Source organism: Paraburkholderia sp. SIMBA_027 (assembly GCF_046535315.1).
GTDB lineage: Bacteria > Pseudomonadota > Gammaproteobacteria > Burkholderiales > Burkholderiaceae > Paraburkholderia > Paraburkholderia tropica.
On the sequence record NZ_JAWRWY010000005.1, the window covers coordinates 207,430 to 232,409 of the forward strand.

General features: G+C 66.9%; 22 protein-coding genes. 16 read left to right on the forward strand and 6 right to left on the reverse strand.

The features are described from left to right. Positions 1-252 precede the first annotated feature (252 nt). The 4 genes from SB764_RS11290 to SB764_RS11305 all read left to right on the forward strand — a co-directional run bounded on the left by SB764_RS11290 (position 253) and on the right by SB764_RS11305 (position 4,077). Positions 253-1,764, forward strand: a complete 1,512-nt coding sequence (locus SB764_RS11290) for a DegQ family serine endoprotease (protein ID WP_065059293.1) — start codon at positions 253-255, stop codon at positions 1,762-1,764. A gap of 241 nt (positions 1,765-2,005) precedes the next feature. Next, positions 2,006-2,548 carry a carboxypeptidase-like regulatory domain-containing protein gene (locus SB764_RS11295; protein ID WP_065059292.1) on the forward strand — a complete coding sequence of 181 codons (543 nt, stop codon included), beginning with the start codon at positions 2,006-2,008 and terminating at the stop codon, positions 2,546-2,548. Between the two features lie 362 nt (positions 2,549-2,910). After that, entirely contained in the window at positions 2,911-3,276 is a 366-nt protein-coding gene (locus tag SB764_RS11300; protein ID WP_065059291.1) for a DUF427 domain-containing protein, read from the forward strand. 75 nt (positions 3,277-3,351) lie between these two features. Further along, complete coding sequence (locus SB764_RS11305; RefSeq protein WP_065059290.1) at positions 3,352-4,077, forward strand: CoxG family protein; 726 nt, start codon at positions 3,352-3,354, stop codon at positions 4,075-4,077. Positions 4,078-4,156: 79 nt separating this feature from the next. Here SB764_RS11305 and SB764_RS11310 read toward each other — a convergent pair whose 3' ends face one another. Beyond that, positions 4,157-5,200: a helix-turn-helix domain-containing protein gene (locus SB764_RS11310; RefSeq protein ID WP_321892678.1), complete on the reverse strand. Its 1,044-nt coding sequence runs from the start codon at positions 5,198-5,200 to the stop codon at positions 4,157-4,159. 248 nt (positions 5,201-5,448) lie between these two features. Between SB764_RS11310 and SB764_RS11315 the strand changes: the two genes are divergently transcribed. Next, the gene (locus SB764_RS11315) at positions 5,449-6,084 is read left to right on the forward strand and encodes a cysteine hydrolase family protein (RefSeq protein ID WP_410863577.1); all 636 of its coding nucleotides are present in this window, start codon (positions 5,449-5,451) and stop codon (positions 6,082-6,084) included. Positions 6,085-6,176: 92 nt separating this feature from the next. Here SB764_RS11315 and SB764_RS11320 read toward each other — a convergent pair whose 3' ends face one another. Beyond that, complete coding sequence (locus tag SB764_RS11320) at positions 6,177-6,824, reverse strand: TetR family transcriptional regulator (protein ID WP_065059288.1); 648 nt, start codon at positions 6,822-6,824, stop codon at positions 6,177-6,179. Between the two features lie 505 nt (positions 6,825-7,329). Between SB764_RS11320 and SB764_RS11325 the strand changes: the two genes are divergently transcribed. The 5 genes from SB764_RS11325 (at position 7,330) to SB764_RS11345 (ending at position 15,203) form a co-directional block, all read left to right on the forward strand. After that, positions 7,330-8,586, forward strand: a complete 1,257-nt coding sequence (locus SB764_RS11325) for an efflux RND transporter periplasmic adaptor subunit (protein ID WP_074986745.1) — start codon at positions 7,330-7,332, stop codon at positions 8,584-8,586. Between the two features lie 15 nt (positions 8,587-8,601). Continuing rightward, complete coding sequence (locus SB764_RS11330) at positions 8,602-11,853, forward strand: efflux RND transporter permease subunit (RefSeq protein WP_321902417.1); 3,252 nt, start codon at positions 8,602-8,604, stop codon at positions 11,851-11,853. Position 11,854: 1 nt separating this feature from the next. Continuing rightward, entirely contained in the window at positions 11,855-13,426 is a 1,572-nt protein-coding gene (locus tag SB764_RS11335) for an efflux transporter outer membrane subunit (RefSeq protein WP_065059285.1), read from the forward strand. 261 nt (positions 13,427-13,687) lie between these two features. Further along, complete coding sequence (locus SB764_RS11340; RefSeq protein WP_065059284.1) at positions 13,688-14,122, forward strand: DUF2628 domain-containing protein; 435 nt, start codon at positions 13,688-13,690, stop codon at positions 14,120-14,122. A gap of 97 nt (positions 14,123-14,219) precedes the next feature. Further along, positions 14,220-15,203 (forward strand): alpha/beta hydrolase family protein, encoded by a 984-nt coding sequence (locus SB764_RS11345; RefSeq protein WP_202034986.1) that lies wholly within the window; start codon positions 14,220-14,222, stop codon positions 15,201-15,203. 146 nt (positions 15,204-15,349) lie between these two features. Here the strand turns inward: SB764_RS11345 and SB764_RS11350 are convergent, their stop codons facing one another. After that, positions 15,350-16,816, reverse strand: a complete 1,467-nt coding sequence (locus tag SB764_RS11350; RefSeq protein WP_244145852.1) for a nucleobase:cation symporter-2 family protein — start codon at positions 16,814-16,816, stop codon at positions 15,350-15,352. Positions 16,817-16,972: 156 nt separating this feature from the next. On the opposite strand from SB764_RS11350, the gene SB764_RS11355 reads away from it, so the two are divergent. From SB764_RS11355 to SB764_RS11380, 6 genes are all read left to right on the forward strand, one after another. Continuing rightward, positions 16,973-17,224 (forward strand): hypothetical protein, encoded by a 252-nt coding sequence (locus SB764_RS11355; protein ID WP_410863580.1) that lies wholly within the window; start codon positions 16,973-16,975, stop codon positions 17,222-17,224. Between the two features lie 213 nt (positions 17,225-17,437). Further along, positions 17,438-18,910, forward strand: a complete 1,473-nt coding sequence (locus SB764_RS11360) for a xylulokinase (protein ID WP_410863582.1) — start codon at positions 17,438-17,440, stop codon at positions 18,908-18,910. A gap of 22 nt (positions 18,911-18,932) precedes the next feature. Beyond that, on the forward strand, positions 18,933-19,778 hold the full coding sequence (gene fghA / locus SB764_RS11365; RefSeq protein WP_183038317.1) for an S-formylglutathione hydrolase: 846 nt from the start codon (positions 18,933-18,935) through the stop codon (positions 19,776-19,778). Positions 19,779-19,956: 178 nt separating this feature from the next. Further along, positions 19,957-20,340 (forward strand): hypothetical protein, encoded by a 384-nt coding sequence (locus tag SB764_RS11370; protein WP_065059278.1) that lies wholly within the window; start codon positions 19,957-19,959, stop codon positions 20,338-20,340. Between the two features lie 94 nt (positions 20,341-20,434). Then, positions 20,435-20,878, forward strand: a complete 444-nt coding sequence (locus SB764_RS11375; RefSeq protein WP_074986739.1) for a hypothetical protein — start codon at positions 20,435-20,437, stop codon at positions 20,876-20,878. 4 nt (positions 20,879-20,882) lie between these two features. Further along, complete coding sequence (locus SB764_RS11380) at positions 20,883-21,884, forward strand: CBASS cGAMP-activated phospholipase (RefSeq protein ID WP_065059276.1); 1,002 nt, start codon at positions 20,883-20,885, stop codon at positions 21,882-21,884. 99 nt (positions 21,885-21,983) lie between these two features. Here SB764_RS11380 and SB764_RS11385 read toward each other — a convergent pair whose 3' ends face one another. Genes SB764_RS11385 through SB764_RS11395 form a run of 3 tightly spaced genes read right to left on the reverse strand, consistent with a single transcriptional unit; the run spans position 21,984 to position 24,669 of the window. Further along, positions 21,984-22,772 (reverse strand): metal ABC transporter permease, encoded by a 789-nt coding sequence (locus tag SB764_RS11385; protein WP_065059275.1) that lies wholly within the window; start codon positions 22,770-22,772, stop codon positions 21,984-21,986. After that, positions 22,765-23,712: an ABC transporter ATP-binding protein gene (locus SB764_RS11390; RefSeq protein ID WP_410863584.1), complete on the reverse strand. Its 948-nt coding sequence runs from the start codon at positions 23,710-23,712 to the stop codon at positions 22,765-22,767. The genes SB764_RS11385 and SB764_RS11390 overlap by 8 nt, the downstream gene beginning before the upstream one ends. 27 nt (positions 23,713-23,739) lie before the next feature. Next, entirely contained in the window at positions 23,740-24,669 is a 930-nt protein-coding gene (locus SB764_RS11395; protein ID WP_082991826.1) for a metal ABC transporter solute-binding protein, read from the reverse strand. Between the last annotated feature and the right edge of the window lie 311 nt (positions 24,670-24,980).

Genomic DNA, 24,980 nt, shown 5'->3' on the forward strand with positions numbered 1-24,980 from the left:
CATGCCGCGCGTCGGCCCGCTTTCCTCCGATCGATGCGCGCGCAAGGATTGCGCGGGGGCGTTTGAATCATTGCGCATCGACGTGCCGGCGAAGCTTTAATCGAGCTTTCAATTCGCCCCTTATTCGCCTCGCGCTCCCGCAAAGCCCCTCCGGACGGGGCTTTGCGCATGAGTTCCCAAATTAAGACTCCTTTAAGCGACGCCGCTTAATCTTCGTTACGTCGTGACAGCATCCCGCGCAAGGAGTCCGCTATGAATACCAAAGTCTTTACCCGTAGTGCCGTGGCGATCGCCGTGGCCGTGGCGTTGTCGGCCGGTTACGTTGCCGGTCGCCGCGACGTGCCGCCGCCGCAGGTCATCACGCCGGCACAGGCCGCGATGATGCCCGCCGAGGCCGCGGCCAAGACCGGCATTCCCGACTTCTCGGGCCTCGTCGAAACCTACGGTCCGGCGGTCGTGAACATCAGCGCGAAGCACGTCGTCAAGCAGACGGCGATGCGCGGCGGCGCCGGTGGCGGCGCGCAGCAACTGCCGATCGATCCGAGCGATCCGTTCTATCAGTTCTTCAAGCACTTCTACGGCGGCATGCCCGGCATGGGCGGCGACGGCAGCGGCGGCGGTGCGCAGCCCGACACGCCGAGCACGAGCCTCGGTTCGGGCTTCATCATCAGCCAGGACGGCTACATCCTCACCAACGCGCACGTCGTGGACGGCGCGAACGTGGTGACGGTCAAGCTCACCGACAAGCGCGAATTCAAGGCGAAGGTCGTGGGCGCGGACAAGCAGTCCGACGTGGCCGTGCTCAAGATCGACGCCAAGGATCTGCCGACCGTGAAGATCGGCGATCCGCGCCAGAGCAAGGTCGGCCAGTGGGTGGTGGCGATCGGCTCGCCGTACGGCTTCGACAACACCGTGACCTCGGGCATCATCAGCGCGAAGTCGCGCTCGCTGCCGGACGAGAACTACACGCCGTTCATCCAGACCGACGTGCCGGTGAACCCCGGCAATTCGGGCGGCCCGCTGTTCAATCTGCAGGGCGAAGTCATCGGCATCAACTCGATGATCTATTCGCAGACGGGCGGCTTCCAGGGCCTGTCGTTCGCGATCCCGATCACCGAAGCGATGAAGGTCAAGGACGACCTCGTCAAGACCGGCCACGTGAGCCGCGGACGCCTCGGCGTCGCGGTGCAGTCGATGAACCAGACGCTCGCCAATTCGTTCGGCATGGACAAGCCGCACGGCGCGCTCGTCAGCTCGGTGGACGCGAACGGCCCGGCCGCCAAGGCGGGCCTGAAGCCGGGCGACGTGATCGTGGCGGTGAACGGCGAGCAGATCGGCGATTCGTCGGACCTGCCGTCGCTGATCGCGGGCATGAAGCCGGGCACCAAGGCCGACGTCCAGATCTGGCGCGACAAGACCACCAAGGATCTGAACGCGACCATCGGCACGCTCTCCGACGCCAAGGTGGCGTCGAACGATACGCCGCAGTCGCAGATGCAGGGGCGCCTGGGCGTGGCCGTGCGTCCGCTGACGCCGGAAGAGAAGAGCAACGATTCGGTCGATCACGGCCTGCTCGTCGAGCAGGCGGGCGGCGCGGCGGAAAACGCGGGCATCCAGCCCGGCGACGTGATCCTTGCCGTGAACGGCCGTCCGGTCGGCAGCGCCGAACAGCTCAAGCAGATGATCGCGCAGGCGGGCAACAGCATCGCGCTGCTGATCCAGCGCGACGACGCGCAGATCTTCGTGCCGGTCGATCTCGGCTAGGCGCGGCAACCGTCGTCACGATTCGCTCCAGCGGTCCGACGCGCTTTACGCTTCGTCTACCGGGATTGCCGGACCGCTTTTCCACTGCCGCCGGGGCTTGTGCCCGGCGGCAGTTTTCTTTTGTGCGCGCGGTTTGCGGCGATGTTTCGCCATGTCATCGGCCGATCTCCTATACCTGTTCTCATGGGCACGCGCTTTGCGCTATCCGCCATACCGGAGAAACTTCCAAGGAGTCATCACGATGAAGATGTTCCGAAACGCACGCCCCGTCCTGTCGGCCGCCGCGCTCGCGGCCACCCTGGCACTCGGCTACGCGGGCAATGCGGCAGCGCAGCAAGCCATGCCGCCAGGCGGCAACGCGGGCTCGTCAGACATGAACGGCACGCAGGGCAACGCCACGGTCGGCGGCTCGTCGTCCGACGATTCGAGCGCCGGCAACACCAACGGCGGCGGCATGCCGCAAGTGCAGCAGCAAGGCGACGTCTCGTATGTCTCGGGCGGCGTCGGTCAAGACGAGTCGAAGGCGCTGCAGGCGGCGCAACGCTCGTGGCCGCTGTCGCTGCGCTTCACGGGCCGTAACGCCGAGTTCCTCGCCGACGTGCGCGTGCAGCTCACGAACGCCCACGGCGCGAGCGTTCTCGACACCACGTCGCGCGGGCCGTACATGCTGGTGCGGGTGCGCCCGGGCCGCTATACGGTGCACGCGAGCCATAACGGCGTCGAGAAGACCAGCACGGTGACTGTCGGCTCGAACGGCAGCGCGCGCGCCGCGTTCGTCTGGTAACGCGCGGGGGAAGTCCGCCGCGTTTTGCAACGTGTTGCAAGACGGCCCGCGCGGGAAAGGCGCGGGCCGTCTTGCGTTCGAGTTTTGCGTTCGTTTCGGGTGCATCGTGCCCGACCGCGCGCAGGAAGGGCGAGGCGGTGTTGCGCCGACGCCAGGCCAGTGTGCGCCAGCCGACGCAGCGCGCCGGCCGCCCTGCGCGGGAAGTCGCGCAAGTGCGGCAAGTTTCGCCGATAATGAAGTGACGGGCCCGCCGCGCCGCGAGCCCCCAGGGAGCCTGAAGCCATCCACAACGACCGGCACGCGTTGCCGGAAGAGGCTGCGCGCCGCACCGGCTGCGCCGCCCATCGATCAGGGAGCGGACCATGACGGTCGAACCGGATGCCGGCCATCGCATCGAGATCGTCGTAAATCGTCATCGCGTGCGTGTGATACACGGCGGGATCACGATCGCCGACACGCTGGCCGCGCTCACGCTCTCCGAACCCGGCGCTATCGATACCTGGTATTTCCCGCGCGCCGACGTGAACATGGCGCGCCTCGAACGTTCCGTGCGCACGAGCGCGTGCCCGCACAAGGGCGAGGCGGTCTACTACCACTTGCGCACCGAAGACGGACGCATCGACGACGCCGCCTGGAGTTACGAAGCGCCGCACGACACCGTGCGCGAAATTGGGGGCTATCTGGCCTTCGACGCCGAACGCGTCGACCGCATCGACCAGACCTCCTGATCCGCGCGCAAATACCGCCTACGACACACACGATTACGACCTACGACCTTCTCGAAACGCGACCGGGGAGCCGCCATGGAACTGAACGACGCACTGAGGATTCCGCTCGAGCCGCTTGCCGTCTGGCAGGCGCTGCAGGACGCCGCGCTGGTGCGCGCGAGCCTTGAGCATTGCGAAATGTTCCGGCGACTGGGCGCGGGCGAGTATGCGCTCACGCTGACGGTGCCGCTCGGGCCGCTGCGCGCGCGCTATGAAGTGCGCGCGCATATCGCCAGCGACGTGGCGACCGTGCCGCTCACGCCGCGCCGCGTGCTGAGTTTTCGGGCGCGCGCCGAGGGCATCGGTTCGATGCGCGGCCAGATCGACGTGGCGCTGCGCGAGGAGGAGGTGGCCGCGGGCAAGCCGCCGAGCACGCGCATCGATTATTCGGTGTGGGCGACGCTGACCGGTCCGCTCGGCGAATTGCCGCCGCGCCAGATGGAGCACGCGCTGCACGATCTGGCCGACGAGTTTTTCACGGAATTCTGCGCGGTGGTCGCCGCCAAGCACGGCCGGGCGCCCAATCGCGCGCGCGGCAAGGAACCGCGCCGTCAGCACGTATTCCTGCGGCCGATCAATCTCGCGGCGGTCGCGCGGCGCGCGCATCTGCTGCCGCATGCGGGCGGCACGCTCTCGGGCCGTGCGGCAAGCACGCTCCATCACGAACCCGCGCCGCACGCCATGCCGAGCTGGGCGTGGGCGGCGATGATCTTCTTCGTCGCGCTGCTGCTCTACGCGGCGCGCTTCTTCACGGGCGGTTGACGCCCGCAGTCGTCGCGGCGTTCCGGCGCCGGCATGCTCACGCCGCGCGCCGGCGCGCCATCCGCTTCCCGTCCTTCGTTCACTGACCCCGGAACTCGCGCCGCCATGCCGACGGCGAGGTGCTGAACGCCTGCACGAAATGCTGTCGCAGCGACGCCGCCGAGCCGAAGCCCGCGCGCTGGGCGACGGCGTCGATCGGCTGATCGGTGCTTTCGAGCAACTGCTGCGCACGCGCGAGACGCTCGCCGAGCAGCCACGCGCCCACGGTCGCGCCCGTCGTCAGGCGGAACTGGCGGGTGAAGGTGCGGCGGCTCATCAGCGCGCGTTCGGCCAGCGTGTCGAGCGTGTGGGGCGTGTCCAGATTCGCGCGGACCCAGTCGAGCAGACCCGACAGCCGGTCGCCGCGCCCGCGCGCCGCAACGGGCTGCTGCACGTACTGCGCCTGATTGCCTTGCCGATGCGGCGGGACCACGAGGCGGCGCGCGACGTAGTTGGCCGCGTCGGTGCCCGCGAGGCGGCGCAGCAGATGCAGGCAGCAGTCGAGTCCCGCCGCCGTGCCCGCCGAAGTGAGGATGTCGCCGTCGTCGACGTAAAGGACGTGCGGATCGAAGCGCACGCGCGGGAAGCGGCGTGCGAAGGCGTCGGCGGCGGCCCAGTGCGTGGTGGCCGGACGGCCGTCGAGCAGACCCGCGTGCGCGAGCACGAAAGCGCCGAGGCACAGGCCGACCAGCACCGCGCCGCGCGCGCGGGCGTCGCGCAAGGCGGCGCAGAGCGCCTCGGGCGGCGCTTCCTCGGTATCGCGCCAACTCGGCACGATGACGACGTCGGCGTCGGCGAGCGCGTCGAGGCCGTGCGTCGCGCCGAGCGTGAAGCCCGCCGTGGTCGCGAGCGGGCCGCTTTCCGCTGCGCACACGCGCAGTTCGAACGGCGGCACGCCGCCTTCGGCGCGGTCCTCGCCGAACACGATGCAGGGCACCGACAGATGGAACGGGATGATGCGGTCGAAGGCGACCACGGCGATGCGGCGCGCTGACGTGGACGTGGACGTGGACGTCGTCGGGCGAATGGAGGGCGCGGGCGCGGAATCGGACGGCTCGGGCAGAACGGCGGCGGCGGTGGACATCGCTAACTCGCTTTTGGGGACGTTCGGGGAGATCGGCGCGACTTGAACATGCCGCCGATGTTTGGCCCGATTCTAGCGAAACTTGTCATTCGGGCCACTGTGCGCGTTTGCGACGCCACGCAACAATGCGCCATCGTCGTTGTGCCGCCAGGCCCGGCGACGTTGATCCCAAGCATTCCAAACCATCGCGAATTCTTTCGAACCTTCGCGAACCTTCGCTCACACTGCTCGAATCAGGAGGCCTCACCATGTCCGCACAACCGCGCCGCGCGCTCGTCGTCATCGACGTGCAGAACGAATACGTGAGCGGCGATCTGCCGATCGAATATCCGGACGTCCACACCTCGCTCGCCAACATCGGCCGCGCCATCGACGCCGCGCGTACCGCGGGCGTGCCGGTCGTCGTCGTGCAGAACTTCGCGCCTGCGGAGTCGCCGCTGTTCGCGCGCGGCAGCGCGGGCGCCGAACTGCTCGATGTGGTGGCGTCGCGCGAGCGCGATCACTACGTCGAGAAGTCGCTGCCGAGCGCCTTCGCGGGCACCGATCTGGGCGCGTGGCTGGCCGCGCGCGGGATCGACACGCTCACGATCGTCGGCTACATGACGCACAACTGCGACGCCTCGACGGCCTTCGACGCCACGCACGCGGGGCTCGCGGTCGAGTTTCTGGAGGATGCGACGGGGGCGGTGCCGTACGAGAATTCGGCGGGTGCGGCGAGCGCCGCGGAGATCCATCGCGTGTTCAGCGTGGTGATGCAGTCGCGCTTCGCCGCGGTCGCGAGCACCGACGCCTGGCTGGCGGCGCTGGCCGAGGGCGCGCCATTGCCGCGCGACAACATCTACCTGTCGAATCAGCGTGCGCGCAAGGCGCGCGTGGCGGCGTAAGCGATCAGCGGCGAGTCAGCGCCGAGACGAAGAGGGCGGCGACCGCCGCTCTCGCCAGGACAACGATATCGAACGAAAACGCCCGCGCGCGATTACGCGGGTGCGGCCGTCACGCGCAGCGCCGGACTGAAACGCAGCGCGTCGAACACCGCTTCGACGAGCCGTTCGGCATTGCTCGCCACGTCGAACGCGTCGGGCAGGATCGCCATGTCGCGCAGCGCGCCCGTGATGAACGAATGCAGCACGCGCGCGGCGCGCGGCGCGTCGAGGTCGGCGGGCAACTGGCCCTTGGACATCGCGTTGCGCAAGCCTTCCTCGATGCGCATCAGCCCCTCGCGCATATTGCCCTGATGGCGCGCCATCACCGGGCCCATTTCCTCGACGAATTCGCACTTCAGAAACAGGATCTCGAACACGCGGCGGCGGCGCGCGTCGCTGGCCGTATCGCACAAACAGAGCGTGCACAGATCCTTGATGCGCCCGAGCGGGTCGGGCTCGCCCGGATCGACCGAGGCGGCCTTGAGTTCGTCGAGCGGCAGGATCACACGGTCGAACATCGCCGTGAACAGATCGCCCTTGTTCTCGAAATGCCAGTAGATCGCGCCGCGCGTCACGCCGGCGGCCTGCGCAATGTCGGCAAGCGATGTGCGCGAAACGCCTTTTTCAAAAAAGACGTGTTCGGCGGCGTCGAGAATGCGGTTGCGCGTCTCCAGCGCTTCCTCTTTCGTGCGTCGGGCCATGATCGTTGGAATACCGGCGTAAGGGCTGTGGTAAGGAGTTAATAAGGGCGCTTTACGCGAACAAAAGCCCTGAAAACCGAAGGACTATTCGGCAAGAGATGCAAAGGGGCGCAATCGGCAACGTATTGATTTGTAATATAGATGTCATGCGCAAAACGCTCTTGACGAACCGTTCATCGGGAATGATTCGTTCTTTTACATTCGTTCGCGAATGTATCTATAATAGCACCCCACCACCTGGGTACCTCAAGTGGTGATGTCCGGTAATATCCGTCACTGGCCCTTTGGTGGTCGTAGAAACCCCCATGCGCGGCGCCCGACGCGGCGGCGCGCTGAAGAACCGTCCGGACGGATGTAGCTGACCGGTATCGCGCTTTTTTCCTGAAGTACCGGGTCATCCGTCAGGTATTGCCAGATGCTGGCGTGCGATGTTGTCCTCCTGCTTGCTCCCGCTCGCGAGGACGCCGCACGCTTTTAATCGTCAGTTATAGACAGAGGTCGCTCCATGCGCGTCGAACGGGTTCCATTCCGCCTAATCAGCTTCGCGACGGCTGCAATCGTGCTTGCAGCGTGCGGGCAAAAGCAGTCGGCGCCGCCGCCGCAAACTCCCGAAGTGGGTATCGTCACCCTCCAGCCCACCGCCGTGCCGGTCGTGTCCGAACTGCCGGGCCGCACCAATGCCTTCCTCGTCGCGCAAGTGCGCGCACGGGTCGACGGCATCGTGCTGCGCCGCGAGTTCACCGAAGGCAGCGTCGTGAAGGCAGGCCAGCGCCTGTACAAGATCGATCCGGCGCCGTACATCGCCACGCTCAATAACGCCAAGGCCACGCTCGCCAAGGCGCAGGCGAACCTCGTCACGCAGAACGCGCTCGTCACGCGCTACAAGGTGCTGGTGCAGGCCAACGCGGTGAGCAAGCAGGATTACGACAACGCCGTGTCCGCGCAGGGCCAGGCCGCCGCCGACGTCGCGGCGGGCAAGGCCGCGGTCGACACCGCGCAGATCAACCTCGGCTATACGGACGTCGTCTCGCCCATCACGGGCAAGGTCGGCATCTCGCAGGTCACGCCGGGCGCCTACGTGCAGGCGAGCGCCGCCACGCTGCTGTCCACCGTGCAGCAGATGGACCCGATGTACGTCGATCTCACGCAGTCGAGCCTCGACGGTCTGAAACTGCGCCGCGAAATCCAGGAAGGCCGTCTGAAGACCAACGGTCCGGACGCCGCCAAGGTTTCGCTCGTGCTCGAAGACGGCCGCACCTACGCGCAACAGGGCAAGCTCCAGTTCACCGACGTCACGGTCGACCAGACCACCGGCTCGGTGACGATCCGCGCGCTGTTCTCGAATCCGGATCACGTGCTGCTGCCGGGCATGTTCGTGCGCGCGCGCATCGACGAAGGCACCAACGAACGCGCCTTCCTCGTGCCGCAGATCGGCGTGCTGCACGACCAGAAGGGTCAGGCGACGGTGCTCGTCGTCAACAAGGACAACAAGGTCGAACTGCGTCCGATCGTGACGTCGGGCTCGCAAGGCCAGGACTGGATCGTCGAAAGCGGCATCAATGCGGGCGACCGCGTGATCGTGCAAGGCACCGAGAAGGTCAAGCCGGGCGCCGAGGTCAAACCGGTCGACGCGCATCTGCCGCCGCCGCCGCCGCCGGGCGCGCCGTCGGCCGACGAAGCGACGGCTTCGGGCAACGCCAGCGCCAGCGCCGCATCGGGCGCGTCCGCTGCCTCCGCCCCCGCTGCTTCCGCTGCGCAATAACAGGGAGCCTGCTTCATGGCAAAGTTCTTTATCGACCGCCCGATTTTTGCCTGGGTGGTCGCCATCATCCTGATGCTGGCGGGTGTGGCGTCGGTGTTCACGCTGCCGGTCGCGCAGTATCCGACCATCGCGCCGCCGTCCATCCAGATCAGCGCGACCTACCCGGGCGCGTCGGCCAAGACGGTGGAAGACACGGTCACCCAGGTGATCGAGCAGCAGATGAGCGGTCTCGACCACCTGCTGTATCTGTCGTCCACGTCCGATGACTCGGGCACGGCCACCATTACGCTGACTTTCGCGGCGGGCACCAACCCGGACATCGCGCAGGTGCAGGTGCAGAACAAGCTGCAGCTCGCCACGCCGATTCTGCCGCAGGTGGTGCAGCAGCTCGGCATCAAGGTCACGAAGTCGAGCAGCAGCTTCCTGCTGGTGATGGCGTTCGTCTCCGAAGACGGCAGCATGACCAAGTACGACCTCGCGAACTACGTGGCGTCGAACGTGGAAGACCCGATCAGCCGTATCGACGGCGTGGGTACGGTCACGCTGTTCGGCTCGCAGTACGCGATGCGCGTCTGGCTCGATCCGAACAAGCTCACCAACTTCCAGCTCACGCCTTCGGACGTGACGGCGGCGATCACGGCGCAGAACGTGCAGATCGCGGGCGGTCAGCTGGGCGGCACGCCGTCGGTGGCGGGGCAGTCGTTCCAGGCGACCATCACCGAATCGACGCTGCTGCACACGCCTGAAGAGTTCGGCAACATCCTGCTGAAGGTGAACCAGGACGGCTCGCAGGTGCGTCTGAAGGACGTGGCGCGTATCGGTCTGGGCGGCGAAAACTACAACTTCGACACGAAGTACAACGGTGCGCCGACCGCCGGTCTGGGTATTCAGCTCGCCACGGGCGCGAATGCGCTGCAAACCGCGAAGCTGGTGCGCCAGAAGATCGACGACCTCTCGAAGTACTTCCCGCACGGTCTCGTCGTGAAGTACCCGTACGACACGACGCCGTTCGTGCGCCTGTCGATCGAGGAAGTCATCAAGACGCTGCTGGAAGGCATCGTGCTGGTGTTCCTCGTGATGTACCTGTTCCTGCAGAACCTGCGCGCGACGTTGATTCCGACGATCGCGGTGCCGGTGGTGCTGCTGGGTACGTTCGCGATCATGGCGGCGGTGGGCTTCTCGATCAACACGCTGTCGATGTTCGGCCTCGTGCTCGCAATCGGTCTGCTGGTGGACGATGCGATCGTGGTGGTGGAAAACGTCGAACGGGTGATGGTGGAAGAGGGCTTGGGGCCGAAGGAAGCCACCCGCAAGGCGATGGGCCAGATCACCGGCGCACTCGTGGGCGTGGCGCTCGTGCTCTCCGCGGTGTTCGTGCCGGTGGCGTTCTCGGGCGGTTCGGTGGGCGCGATCTACCGTCAGTTCTCGCTGACGATCGTGGCCGCGATGGTGCTGTCCGTGCTGGTGGCGTTGATTCTGACGCCCGCGCTGTGCGCGACCATCCTCAAGCCCATCCCGAAGGGTCATCACGAAGAGAAGAAGGGCTTCTTCGGCTGGTTCAACCGCACGTTCGAAAAGAGCCGCGACAAGTATCACAGCGGCGTCTATCACGTGATCAAGCGCTCGGGCCGCTGGCTCATCATCTATCTCGCGGTGATCGTCGCGGTTGGCCTGCTGTTCGTGCGCCTGCCGAAGTCGTTCCTGCCCGATGAAGACCAGGGCACGATGTTCGTGATCGTGCAGACGCCTTCGGGCTCGACGCAGGAAACCACGGCGCGCACGCTGGCCAACATCCAGAACTATCTGCTCAACGACGAGAAGTCGATCGTCGAGTCGACGTTCACGGTGAACGGCTTCAGCTTCGCCGGTCGCGGCCAGAACTCGGGTCTCGTGTTCGTGCGCATGAAGGACTACAAGGAACGTCAGCACGCGGACCAGAAGGTCCAGGCGCTGGTGGGCCGCGTGTTCGCGCACTATGCGGGCTACAAGGACGCGATGGTGATTCCGGTGAATCCGCCGTCGATTCCTGAACTCGGCACGGCCTCGGGCTTCGACTTCGAACTCCAGGATCGCGGCGGCGTGGGCCACGAAAAGCTGATGGAAGCGCGCAACATGCTGCTCGGCATGGCTGCGAAGGATCCGTCGCTCGCCCTCGTGCGTCCGAACGGCCTGAACGACACGCCGCAGTACAAGATCAACATCGATCGCGAGAAGGCTGAAGCGCTCGGTGTGACGGCGGCGTCGGTCGACCAGACGTTCTCGATCGGCTGGGCGTCGTCGTACGTGAACAACTTCCTCGACGTCGACGGCCGGATCAAGAAGGTCTACGTGATGTCGGACGCGCCGTTCCGCATGACGCCGAACGATCTGAACAGCTGGTACGTGCGCAACAGCGCGGGCGGGATGGTGCCGTTCAATTCGTTCGCCAGCGGCGAGTGGACCTACGGTTCGCCGAAGCTCGAGCGTTACAACGGTATCTCGGCGGTGGAAATCCAGGGTCAGGCGAGCGCGGGCAAGTCGACGGGCCAGGCCATGACGGCCATGGAGCAGATCGCGTTGAAGCTGCCCGCGGGCATCGGCTACGAATGGACCGGTCTGTCGTTCCAGGAACGTCAGTCGGGTTCGCAGGCGCCTATCCTGTACGGCATCTCGATCCTCGTCGTGTTCCTGTGTCTTGCGGCGCTGTACGAAAGCTGGTCGATTCCGTTCGCGGTCATCATGGTGGTGCCGCTCGGCGTGCTCGGCGCGCTGCTGGCGGTCACGCTGCGCGGTCTGGAAAACGACGTGTTCTTCCAGGTGGGTCTGTTGACCACCGTGGGTCTGTCGGCGAAAAACGCGATTCTGATCGTGGAATTCGCCCGCGACCTGCAGGCCGACGGCAAGATGGGACCGATCGAGGCGGCGCTCGAAGCCTCCCGACTGCGTCTGCGCCCGATCCTGATGACGTCGATGGCGTTCATTCTCGGCGTGCTGCCGCTCGCGATCAGTAACGGCGCGGGTTCGGCATCGCAGCACGCGATCGGCACGGGCGTGATCGGCGGTATGGTCACGGCCACGTTCCTCGCGATCTTCATGATCCCGATGTTCTTCGTCGTGATCCGCGCGAAGTTCGCAGGCGAGAAGGAAGACGCCGACGTCGCGCTCCAGCACTACGAAGAGCACCACGCGCACGACCATGACGACGATAACGCCGGTGGCGCGGGCGGCAACGGCGGCAACGGCGGCAACGGTGGTGACAACGGCGGCCCGGGTAAGGAAGGACATTGAGATGCATAAACTATCCGTAATTGCAGGGGCCGCTGCGCTACTGGCAGGTTGCACGATGGCGCCGTGGTACCACCGGCCGGATGCGCCGGTGTCGCAGACCTTCCCGCAGGGCGGCGTCTACGCGACGCAGCCCGGCACCGAAGCCGGCCAGGCCGGCGAAGGCGGCGAGGGCACCACCGCGAAGAGCAGCCGCAGCGCCAACGGCGCGGCGGCGACCGACATCGGCTGGCGCGACTTCTTCGTCGATCCGCGTCTGCAGCAACTGGTCGAAATCGCGCTGAAGAACAACCGCGACCTGCGTGTCTCGGTGCTCAACGTGGAAGCGTCGCGCGCGCAGTATCAGATCACGCGCGCCGAGCTGTTCCCCGCCATCAACGGCGTGGGCACGGACACGCGCACGCGCCTGCCGCAGGACCTGGCGACGAGCTATCCGACCAATCCGTACAGCGTCTACAACGTGGGCCTGCAGGCGTCCTGGGAAATCGACTTCTGGGGCCGCATTCGCAGCCTGAAGGATCAGGCGCTCGCGCAGTATCTGTCGACGGCGTATGCGCGCAAGGCGGCGGAAATCACGCTGGTGTCGGAAGTCGCGGACCAGTACCTGACGATGCTTTCCGACGACGACCTGCTGAAGGTCACGCAGGAAACGCTGAAGACGGCGCAGGACTCGTACAACATCACGAAGGCGCAGTTCGACAACGGCACCGGCACCGAACTCGATCTGCGTCAGGCGCAGACCGTGGTCGAAACGGCGCAGGCCAACCTGCAGGCGCAACTGCGCGCCCGCGCGCAGGCCGAGAATGCGCTCGTGCTGCTGATCGGCGAGCCGCTGCCGGCGGAGATGCCGCAAGGCCTGCCGCTCGACGGCCAGGATCTGCTCGCCGACATCCCCGCCGGACTGACGTCGGACATGCTCACGCGCCGTCCGGACATCATGGAAGCGGAGCAGACGCTGCTCGCCGCGAACGCCAACATCGGCGCGGCGCGCGCGGCCTTCTTCCCGAAGATCTCGCTGACGGCGGCGTTCGGCACCGAAAGCCTGTCGCTCGGCGGTCTGTTCAAGGCGGGCACGGCGGCATGGAGTTTCGTGCCGCAGGTCACGCTGCCGATCTTCGAGGGCGGTTCGAATATCGCGAATCTGCAACTGGCCAACGTGCAAAAGCGGATCGAGATCGCGAACTACGAGAAGGCGATCCAGTCGGCGTTCCGCGAAGTGGCGGACGGACTGGCGGCGCGCGGCACCTACGATCAGCAGATCGCGGCGCTCGAGCGCAACACCTTCGCGAACCAGCGTTCGCTGTCGCTGTCGGAACTGCGCTACAAGAACGGCGTGGACAGCTATCTGCCGGTCCTGACCGCGCAGACGAGCCTGTACACGTCGCAGCAGACGCTGATCAGCGCACGCCTCGCACGCATGACGAATCTCGTCGATCTGTATCGCGCGCTCGGCGGCGGCTGGATCCAGCACGCGGGCGAAACGCCGCGCGCGCCGGATGCGCCGGCCGATTACGGCTCGGCCAGCGCGCCGGCGGCGGCTTCGGCTCCGGCGGCGTCGGCTGTGTCGGCGGGTTGAGCGATATTTCAGCGACGCTTCAGTGCGTCCTGAAGTGAAAACGCCACGGGTGACCGTGGCGTTTTTTTGCGCGATGCGTCTTAAAAGCGGAGCGAAGCAGCGCACCGCCGCCAGGAGATTTCTCAATCAACCTAAGGACAATTTAGTAATTATCCTATTTTTATTACGATTTGCTGTCACTAGCATGGACCGACCAGAAGTAAGGCAAAGAATCGCAAGGCAAAGGCCGGCAACGAATTTTTTCAGCTAGTGAGGCAACTGATGCAAACCGAACCGACTTCCTCGACCTACCACGGCCTGCCCAAACGCTGGGTCGATCGCTTCGAATTCTTTGATGCGCATGGCGCGCCGGGTTCGCCCGCCTACAAGGCCGCATTCAAGCAGATTCCCTTTCTCCAGCGCATCAAGATCGGCGGTAACTTCTTCGCGTTCTTCTTCGGGCCGATCTACTTCCTCGTCTGCGGCCTGTGGCGTACCGCGATCGCGACCTTGGGGCTCACCTGCGCCGCCTGTGTCATCGCCGCCGTGCTCATGATGTTCGTGCCCGGCGACCGTGCCGCCGACATGATCGCGCGCATGGCCGGACTGGCCGTGGCGTTGATCTGCGCGCAGGTCGCGAACTACGCCGTCTACCGCAAGGAAGTGAAGCGCGAAGCCGAGCGCTGGAACTTCTTCAAGCTGATCCGCTGGATCTGATCGCCGGCGTTGTTCGCCCGGTTTCCCGTGAATTTTCCGATGCCGCCGCGCGTTGTTCGATGACGGCGGCGGCGCTTCTCGCTTACGCATCATGACCATGAATCTTCGACGTTTCGCCGGCGTCGCGGCGGCGCTCGTGCTCGCCGCGTGTCAGGCGAAAGACCCCTATGAAGTGAGCAGCAGCAGTCTTGAAAGCGCGCGCTCGCAGTTCCAGACGCATATCGTCGACCACTCGTTCCAGCCCGACGGGACGCCCGCCAGGCCACCGGCCGGCGTGCTGGATCTGATCCGCTATCCGGCCAGGGACGGCAAGCTCGCAGCCTACGTCACGCCGGATCCGCACGACGGCAAGCGTCATCCGGCCGTGATCTGGGTTGTGGGCGGCTATGGCGGCATCGGCGGCCCGACGGATCAGCTTTTCTGGACGCCCCAGCCGCGCGCGAACGACCAGAGCGGCGCAGCCTTTCGCAAGGCCGGCATCGTGACGATGATGCCGAGCTTCCGTGGCGAGAACGACAATCCCGGCGCGTACGAGATGTTCTACGGCGAGATCGACGATATCGAATCGGCGCGCGCGTGGCTGGCCGCGCAGCCTTATGTCGACCCCCAGCGCATCTATCTCGTCGGCCACAGCACCGGTGGCACGCGCGCGCTGCTCGCGAGCGAACTGAACGATCGCTTCCGCGCGGTTTTTTCGCTGGGTGGCGTGCCGGATCTGAAGTTGCGCATCGACGCGGGCGAGATGCAGGTGGCGGTGCCGTTCGATCAGACGCGTCCCGACGAATTCCGCCTGCGCTCGCCGATGACGTTCGTCACGTCGATCAAATCGCCCACGTTCTATTTCGAAGGCGAGTCGAACTACTGGCATGAGTTCGATGCCGTGCAGACGGTGGCGCAAAACCACAAGATTCCGCTGCACGTATTCAAGGTCGCCGAGGGCGATCACTTCTCGATCGTCGCGCCGGTTTCCGATGCGATCGCCCGCAAGATTCTGGACGATCGCGGCGATACGTCGAATATCGCCTTCGACCAGGCGGATCTCGCGCGCATCACGGCGGGCATCAGCCGGGAAGATCAGTAGTGCTGTCGTAGTGCCGACGGTCGTCGTGAGCGCGTTCGCTCACGACGTCACGAAAAAAAACGCCACGGTTTCCCGTGGCGTCAAACCAGCAAAAGACCCCGGCCGATGCGTCTCGCGCAGGCGGCCGGAGCACCTCTCGCGTCGACTCAGTGTGCCGCGCTGCGCGGCATGTCGTGACCGGCTTCCGGGCCGCCTTGCGCGTCGTGCGCGTGGCTGCCGTCGAAATCGTGTCCGGCGCGGCGGATGTCGCGGCCGGCGGCGCGTTCGCTCTTCACGCCGTTGAAGATCAGGTTGAGCACCACCGCGCACACCGAGGCGAGCAGGATGCCGCTATGCAGGATCGGCGAGAGCGCGGGCGGCAGTTGCGCGAAGAAGTGCGGCGAGACCACCGGCACGAGCCCGAAGCCCACGCTCACCGCGACGATGAACAGGTTGTGCTGGTTCTTCACGAAATCCACCTTCGCCAGCACCTTGATGCCGTTCGCGGCCACCATGCCGAACATCACGATGCCCGCGCCGCCGAGCACGAAGGCGGGCACCGAGGCGACCATCTGCGCCATCTTCGGAAAGAGGCCGAGCAGCACGAGGATCACGCCGCCCATCGCGCAGACGTAGCGGCTTTTCACGCCCGTCACGCCGATCAGCCCGACGTTCTGCGAGAACGAGGTGTGCGGAAACGAGTTGAAGATGCCGCCGATCATCGTGCCCAGACCGTCCACGCGCAGGCCGCGTACGAGCGTCGCCTGATCGACGGGACGCTCGACCATGTCGCCCACCGCGAGGAACATGCCGGTCGATTCGATGAAGGTGACGAACATCACGATCACCATCGTCGCGATCGGCAGCACGTGGAATTTCGGCATGCCGAAGTGGAACGGCATCACGAAGCCGACCCACGGCGCGTGCGTGATGCCGTCGAGGTTCACGCGGCCGAGCGCCAGCGCGATCGCGAAGCCCGCCACGATGCCGAGCAGCACCGAGATATTGGCGATGAAGCCGCGGCCGAACTTGTTGATCAGCAGGATCAGCATCAGCACGAGCAGCGAGAGGCCGAGATAGACCGGGTCGCCGTAATTCGGATTGCCCACGCCGCCGGCCGCCCAGTTGATGCCCACTTCCATCAGCGAGAGGCCGATCACCGCGATCACCGTGCCCACCACGACGGGCGGGAAGAAGCGCAGCAGCTTGCCGATCATCGGCGCGATGACGATGCCGATCGCGCCCGCCGCGATGGTCGAGCCGAAGATGTCGAGAATGCCGAGCGACGGATTCGTGCCGATGGCGATCATCGGGCCGACCGAGGCGAACGTGCAGCCCATGATGACGGGCAGGCGGATGCCGAAGATCCACAGGCCGAGCGTCTGGATCAGCGTGGCGATGCCGCACGCGAACAGGTCGGCGCTGATGAGAAAGGCCACCTGATCTTTCGGCAGACCGATGGCGCCGCCGATGATGAGCGGCACCGCCACCGCGCCCGCGTACATCACGAGCACGTGCTGGATGCCGAGCGTCAGCAACTGGCCGAACGGCAGACGTTCGTCGCACGGGTGAACCTGGGCGCCGCCACGCTGTCGGGACTGGGCCTGCTCCCGTTCCATACCCTGGGGATGCATGTCGTCTCTCTCCGTCTTCGTTTGGGAATATGGACTCCAAGGTATGCGCGCAAAAAATATGCAACAAGACCGCTGGGGACTATTCCGTGCTTTCCGGGGGCGATATGCGCGCGGGCCGCGCAGCGCGCGCCACGAGGGCGCGATCGTGCGCGGCGCATGAACGCGATGGCGCGCGCGGCGAGGCCGGGGCGCGTCGCGTCGAGGTGGCCGCGACGCGCGCATGCGCCGTTCGTCCCATGTTTCAGGCGGTTTGCGGCGTTCGGCGGCGCGCGCGCAGTGACGGCGTGCGTCGCGCCGGACGCGTTCGACGCAGCGAAAAGCGACGCTGTCGCGGCGCGGCTGACGCGGGTCGGATACGCGCACGCATGGCGGCGTGGTTATGATCTCTATTTCGCTTTCTGCATGTGAGCCGTTTTGCATCTCGCGCGGTGCGGGTGGGTTTACCCGCGAACGCGGGCGGTCCGTGGGGTTTCGCGTGATTTCGCGGCATGCTCGTCACGTGCTCGCCGCATGCGCCTCGCGCCGGTATCATGAGCCGTTAAACCAGTTGCCATTCGGCCCGTTTCGTCGCGCCGCCCGCGGTTCGCGGCCAGCCCTTCCTCTTCTTTCCAGACGCTTCGCATGCACGCATCGTCCGCGCGTTTTCTCGGCATCGACCTCGGCACCGGTTCCCTCAAAGTCGCGATCGTCGATGACGAAGGCGCGGAGCGCTGCGTGGCGAGCATCGCCTATGCGCTCGAAACGCCGCAGCCCGGCTGGGCCGAAATCGACGTGCGGCGCTGGTGGGACGCGCTCGTGCAGGCCTGCGCGAAGCTGCCCGAAGCGGAGCGCGCGGCGGTGCGGGCGATCGGTTTTTCCGGGCAGATGCACGGCGTCGTGCTCACCGATGCGCGCGGTCAGGCGCTGCGTCCCGCGATGCTGTGGCCCGACACGCGCGCGCACGATCTGCTCGACGCCTGGCCCGACAGCGACGCGCATCCGCAGCCCAATCCCGTCGCGCCCGGCATGGCGGGCCCGCTGCTGCGCTGGACGATGCAGCACGAGCGCGTCGTCGCCGATGCCGCGCGCTGGGCGCTGCAACCGAAGGACTGGCTGCGCGCGGCGCTCGCAGGCGGCGCGCCGGAGGCCTTCGTCGCCGATCCGTCCGATGCCTGCGCGACCGCGCTCGCCGCGCCCGACGGCCAGTGGGATCGCGCGTTGATCGAGCGTCTCGGTTTGCCGTCGCACTGGTTCGCGCCGCTGGCGGCGTCGGGCGCGGCGAGCGGCACGCTCAGCGCCGGCGCGGCGCGCGCGCTCGGCCTGCCGGTGGGCATCGTGCTCGCGACCGGCGCGGGCGACACACCGTGCGCGGCGCTCGGCAGCGGTCTGCACGAGGACGGCGACGCGCTCGTCACCACCGGCACGGGCGGCCAGATTCTCGTGACGGCGCGCAGCGAGCCGCCTGCGCGGCGCGGCATTCATCGCTATCGTTCGGCGTCGGGCGGCTGGTATGCGATGGCCGCGATGCAGAACGTGGGGGTGGCGCTCGAAGCGGCGCGTGGCTGGCTGGTCTACGATTGGCGCGCCGCGTATGACGAGGCGTTTGCCGCGCCCGCGTCGTCCACGCTCGCGTTCCTGCCGTATCTGAGCGGAGAGCGTTCGCCGTGGCTCGATCCGTCGGCGCGCGGCGGCTGGCTCGGCGCGGGACTCGGCGATACGCGCGGCACGCTCATGCGCGCGGCGTTCGAGGGCGTGGCGTTTGCGTTGCGCGCGGGGCTCGACGCCTTGCGCGAAGCGCAGGTCCAGCCCGCGCCGCTCGCTTCGCTCAAACTCGCGGGCGGCGGTTCCGTCGATCCGCGCTGGCGGCAACTGCTCGCCGACGCGCTCGGCGCCGAACTGCACGCCATCGATTGTCCGAACGCGGCCACGCGCGGCGCGGCGCTGCTCGGCGGCGTCGCGTGCGGACACTGGCGCATGGACGAACTCGCGGCGCTCGCGCCCGCATCGGCGCGCGTCGCGCAGCCGCGCGAGGACGCCGCGCTTGCGCAGCGCTACGCGCGCTTTATCGATTTATATGGCCGGGTGCGAAGCTGGTTCGCACCGGCCAGTTCCTGACTGAGAGCGGAGGAAAAACGGGATGCTGATCCTGATTGAAGAACACGCCTGCTACGGCGGCGTGCAACGCATCTACAAGCACGAGTCGGAAACCATCGGCCTGCCGATGCGCTTTTCGGTCTATCTGCCGCCGCAGGCGCGCAACGCGAAGGTGCCCGCGCTCTTTTATCTCGCAGGCCTGACCTGCACCGAGGAAACCTTCCCGATCAAGGCGGGCGCGCAGCGCTTCGCCGCGCAGCACGGCATCGCGCTGATTGCGCCCGACACCAGCCCGCGCGGCGCGAACGTGCCCGGCGAAGCCGATGCGTGGGACTTCGGCGTGGGCGCGGGTTTCTACGTCGACGCCACGCGCGAGCCGTGGTCGACGCACTGGCGCATGTATTCGTACGTGCGCGACGAGCTGCGCGCGGCGGTCACCGAACATCTGCCGATCGACGGCGAACGCCTCGGCATCTTCGGCCACTCGATGGGCGGTCACGGCGCGCTGACGCTCGCGCTGCGCAATCCGGATATCTATCGCTCGGTGTCGGCGTTCGCGCCGATCGCCGCGCCCACGCGCTGCCCGTGGGGCGAGAAAGCCTTCAGCGGCTATCTCGGCGACGACCGCGAAGCGTGGAAGCAGTACGACGCGAGCGAACTCGTGGCGAAGGCCGCGCACCAGTTCGAGGCGGGCATTCTGGTCGATCAGGGTCTCGCCGACGCGTTCCTCGCGAACCAGTTGAACCCGGACGTGTTCGAGGCCGCCTGCGCGGCGGCGGGCCAGCCGCTCACGCTGCGCCGTCACGAAGACTACGATCACGGTTACTTCTTCATCCAGAGCTTCATCGAGGACCATCTCGCGCATCACGCGAGCGTGCTGCTGAAGTAAGCCGCACGGATCGAGATCGCGCAAAAGCGCAAGGGCCGTCACGCAACGCGTCGCGGCCCTTTTTTGCGTCCGGCTTCTGAGGATTCGACCCCGTTGCAAAACTTGGAAATCTGGTCAGGTTGGTACTAGAATCTGGTCAGGTTGAACCTGTTAGTTCTTATTTTTTGGAGCCACGATCATGCGAGCACTGCGAGTCGAACCGGAAGCCGGCAAGGAAACCGTCGAGCGCCGCATGGTCGATTTCCAGGCGGCCGTGAAGGCGATCGCCGCGCGCGTCGGCGCCACCGACATCAACGCGGCCGGCACGCCCATTTCCGCGTTCAAGACCAATTATTCGAGCGTGCTCAAGCGCGTGAAGTCGGGATCGGTGGAGATCGTCAACCAGGGCCAGGAGCCGTTCATCATCCTCGGTCTCGATCAGGCGGTCGCGCTGATGTCCAACACGGTCAGCGACCGCACCGTGGCGGAAGTGTTCGCCGGGCTGCCCTCGGTGCCGGCCACGGGCAAGCTGCCGCGCGACGTGTCGATCGACGCCGAAGATCACTACCGCGTGCCGCGTTGAGCGGCCGCGGTTTCGCGCCGCACGCACCTCATTACAACAACCGATCGACATTCGGGGCATTACGAGACAAAGGCCGTCCATGCCGAGATTCCTGTTGGGCACGAATACGCTCATCGACATGTGCATCGAAGACACCGCGTCGCGCAAATGGATGGAAAGCGGCGTGAAGGCGCGCGACATCAACCTCAGCGTGATCAGCGTGGCCGCCGCGCGCCAGGTGATCGCGCAGCACAAGACGAGCGAGCCGCGCCGCGCCGCCTTCAGGAAGGCGCTCGAAGCGCGGCTGGCGGCGCTCGTCGACGACGGCTCGGTGCTGCTGCCGTTCGACCAGGCCGAGGCCGCCGAGTGGGAACAGTGGCGCGGCCATCAGCCGCTCGAAATCGAGAAGGGCGGCAAGCGCCATGCGGTCGGTCAGGACACGCGCATGGTGATCGCCACGGCCGTCGCGAACGGCTGCACGCTCGTCGAGCCCGAAGAGGCGTACCACCGCGAACTGCGCAAGCTGCAAGTGAGCGTGGTGTCGCTGCTCGAGGAATAAGCCCTTGGATCCGCTGGACGACCAGTTCCGCGTGCCTGGCGGCCGCCTCACCCCCGCGCCCGCCTGCTGCCGCGTGCTGAGCCTGTCGGGCGGCGGCTTTCGCGGCCTCTACACGGCGCGCCTGCTTGCGCGCATCGAGGAAAGCGGCAAGTTCGGCGACGGTCCGATCGGCGCGCGTTTCGACCTGATCGCGGGCACCTCGGTCGGCGGCATTCTCGCGGCGGGGCTGGCGGCGGGCGTCAGTGCGCGCGAACTGCACGCGATGCTCGCGCAGTGGGGGCCGTCGATTTTTCCAAAGCTCTCGCTGCGCACGCTCCAGAAACTCTTCAGCAAGAAGGTGTACGCGGCCGAGCCGCTCGAACGCGCGATCGTCGCGTGTCTCGACGGCCGCGCGCACACGCCGCTCTCCGAACTCGACAAGCCGCTCATGCTGACGACCGTGAGCTGGTCGCTCGGCGAGATCCGTCTGCTGCGCAGCCGCGGTCTCGCGGGCGACGAAGCGGATGCCTGTTCGCTGCTCGCCGCCGCGCGCGCGACCTCGGCGGCGCCCGCGCATTTCCCCGCCGTGATGCTCGACGACGACTGGCACGTGGACGGCGGCCTCGCCGCCAATTGCCCCGACGCGCACGCGCTCGTCCAGGCCCAGCGGCGCGGCGCGCCGGTGCGCATGCTGAGCGTCGGCACCACGGGCGTGCGCCACAAGAGCGTGCCGAGCCGTCTGCCGCTGCGCGGCTTCGCATGGGCGCAGCCCGCGCTCGATCTGAGCATGGAGGCGCAGGAGCACATGGCGCGCGCCACCTGTGCGCGCGAGCTGCGCGAGCGCTATCTGCATCTGAACAGCGAGGCGGGCGGCGATCAGCAGATCCTGCGCGATCTCGACGTCGCCACGCCCGACGCCAGCGCGGCGCTCACGCGGCTCGCCGATCAGCGTTTCGAGGCGCTGCTCGCAGACGCCGAGGAGTCGCGGCGGCTGCGTTTCATCATGGGCGACGGCGAGGCCGTGTAGCGGCATCGGCCACGCGTGGCGTGCCACCGAAGGCGATAAAAAAGGCGTTGTCCCTCGCGGGTACAACGCCTTTTTTCGTTGGAGTGCGCGCGGCGCCGCTTACGACTGCCGCTTGCCGATCAGGCTCGCGCCATAGACGAGCGCGGCGAGCGCGGTGATCCAGAAGCTCGTCGGCCAGTCGGTGTAATAGGCGAGCGCGACGCCGATCCACGCCTGCGCGAGCGCGAGCAGCGCCGCGAGCACGAGGCCCGCCGAGAGCCGCGTCGTGAGGTTCTGCGCGGCGGCGGCGGGGCCGACCATCAGCGTGAACACCAGCAGCACGCCGACGATCTGCGTGCACGCAGCCACGGCGAGCGCGGCGATGCCGAGAAACAGCATCGACACGAGACGCAGCGACACGCCTTTCGCTTCCGCCAGCTCCGGCTGCAGCGAGGCGAACAGCAGCGGACGCATGATGGCCGCGAGCGCCCCGAGGCTCGCCACCGCGAGCGCCGCGAGCACGCCGAGCGTGTCGCGGTTCACGCCGAGCACGTTGCCGAACAGCAGCGCTGTGACCTGCGTGGCGTAGGACGTGAAGAAGTGCAGGAACAGCAGGCCGAAGCCGAGCGCGAGCGAGAGAATCACGCCGATCGCCACGTCGCGGCCCGCGAGCTTTTCGCCGAGCGCGCCCATCGAGACGCCCGCCGCGAGCGTGAAGCCCACCATGCCCCACATCGGTGAGACGCCCAGCAGGACGGCGCCGGTCGCGCCCGTGAAGCCGACGTGCGAGAGCGCGTGACCCGCGAAGGTCTGTCCGCGCATCACCAGAAAATAGCCGACGATGCCCGCAAGCACGGCGACGATGCCCGACGCCGCGAAGGCGTTCACCATGAAATCGTATTCAAGCATCGTGCGAGTGGCCGTGTGCGTCGTTGTTGTTGTGAGCGTGTGCGTGACCGTGCGCGCCGTGCGAATGGCCGTGGTCGTCGCCATGATCGTGCTCGTGTTCGTGGTCGTGCTTTTCGACTTCCACGTCGCCGGACATCACGAAAATGCGGCCCTTCATGCGCATCACCTCGATCGGCGAGCCGTAGAGGCGCGAGAGCACGGGCGCGGTGATCACTTCGTCCACGCTGCCGAGCGCCGCCACGCCGTTGCCCAGATACAGCACGCGGTCGAGCGCGTTGAGGAGCGGATTGAGTTCGTGCGCCGAGAACAGTACGGCGATGCCCAGTTCGCGCTGCACGCGCCGCACGAGTTCGACCACGCCGCGCTGATGGTGCGGGTCGAGGCTGATGAGCGGCTCGTCGAGCAGCAGCAGTTTCGGGTCGCCGAGCAGACATTGCGCGAGCAGCAGGCGCTGGCGCTCGCCGCCCGAGAGTTCGGAAAGCGGCCGGTCGGCCAGCTTCGTCGCGCCCACGAGATCGAGCACGCGGGCGACGTCGGCGCGCGTGGCGGCGTCGGCGCGCGGCAGGCCCCAGCGGTGCCCGTCGGCGGCCATCGCCACGAAGTCGCGGCCGCGCACGCGGCGGCTCGCGAGCGCCGTGCGCGTCTGCGGCATGTAGCCGATCTTCGGATTGCCGCGCGCGACCGGTTCGCCGAGCACGCGGATCGCGCCGCGCGAGGCGGGCACGAGGCCGAGGATCGCGCGCATCAGTGTGGTCTTGCCCGCGCCGTTCGGTCCGAGCACGCCGATGAATTCGCCCTGGTTCACGGCGAAGTTGGCGTCGCGCAGGATCGTGCGTTCGCCGAGCGTGAGCGTCACGCCCGCGAGCGTGAGCACCGGCTGCGGCGCGCGGTGGTGATGCACGTCCTGTGCGTGTTGCGGAGAGGGCGCGGCCTCTGTCATTGCTTCTGTTCCCTGAGTACTTCGTGTTTAGTGCTGCGCGAGCGCCTTGCCGAGCGCGTCGAGCTGCGTCAGCATCCACTGCTGGAAATTCACGCCCGCGGGCTGCGTCTCGGTCACGCTCACCGTCGGCACCTTCGATTGCTGCGCGAGGCCGAGCATGCGCCGCGTGAGCGCCTCGGTCGCCTGGCTGTTGTAGATCAGCACGTGCACGCGGCGCTCGCGCAGATCGCGCTCGAAGGCGGCGATGTCCGACGCGCTCGCCTCGGTGTCGTTCATCGCGGCGAGCTGGAAGCGCAGATTACGCATGTCGAGACCGATCGCATCCGACATATAGCCGAACACCGGCTCGGTGGCCGTCACCGGCACGCCCTTGTACTGCGCGCGCAGCGCGGCGACCTTCACGTCGATCGGCTTGAGCGAGCCGAGGAACGTGGCCAGGTTCGCATCGTACACGCTCTTGTGCGCCGGGTCCGCCGCGCCGAGCGCCGCGCTCACCGCGCGCGCCACGGCGGGCATGGTTTGCGGGTCGTACCAGAGGTGCGGATTGTCGCCCGCTTTCTTGCCGACGAGGTCCGCCGCGACGATGGTCGCGCGCTGGCCGCCCTGGGTCGCGCCGAGCAGCTTGCTCATCCACGGGTCGTAGTCGGCGCCGTTGTAGACCACCACGCGCGCGTGCTGGAGCGCGCGCGCCGTCTTCGGGCTCGCTTCGAACAGGTGCGGGTCCTGATCCGGATTGCTCAGGATGCTCGTCACGCTCACGTTCGCGCCGCCGATCTGCTTGACGACGTCGCCATAGAAGTTCTCCGCCGCCACCACGGGGATGGCGGTGTCGGCCTGCGCCGCGCGCGCCGGGCCGAGCAGGCCCGCGACGGCGGCGAGGGTGGTGAACGTCAGCGTGGCGGCGGCCTGCGCGAGGCGGCTGCGCGTGCGCAGCTTCGCGCCGGAAATTGCGAGCATGGTTCTATCCTTGGACGAGAGGCGAGGCCGATTAAAGACGGAAAGCACGACCGGAAGGGCCAAATGGTGAAAATCCGTGAAGGCGAGATGATATAACGTATCACGCGGGATGGCGAGTCAGCCGGACGGCCGATGCCGCAGAGTCGGGTTCGCGGCGCGCCGGCTTGCGCGGCGCACCATCGAAATCCGACGGCCAAGCGTTTGTCCGCCTTGACATGTCCGCGTCCGTATCCGATCATTCGACCACTAATAGAGCAAATGTTCATGTGTCGGGCGAGTGTTCATCAGCGCGCGCCGGCGGCACGGACGAA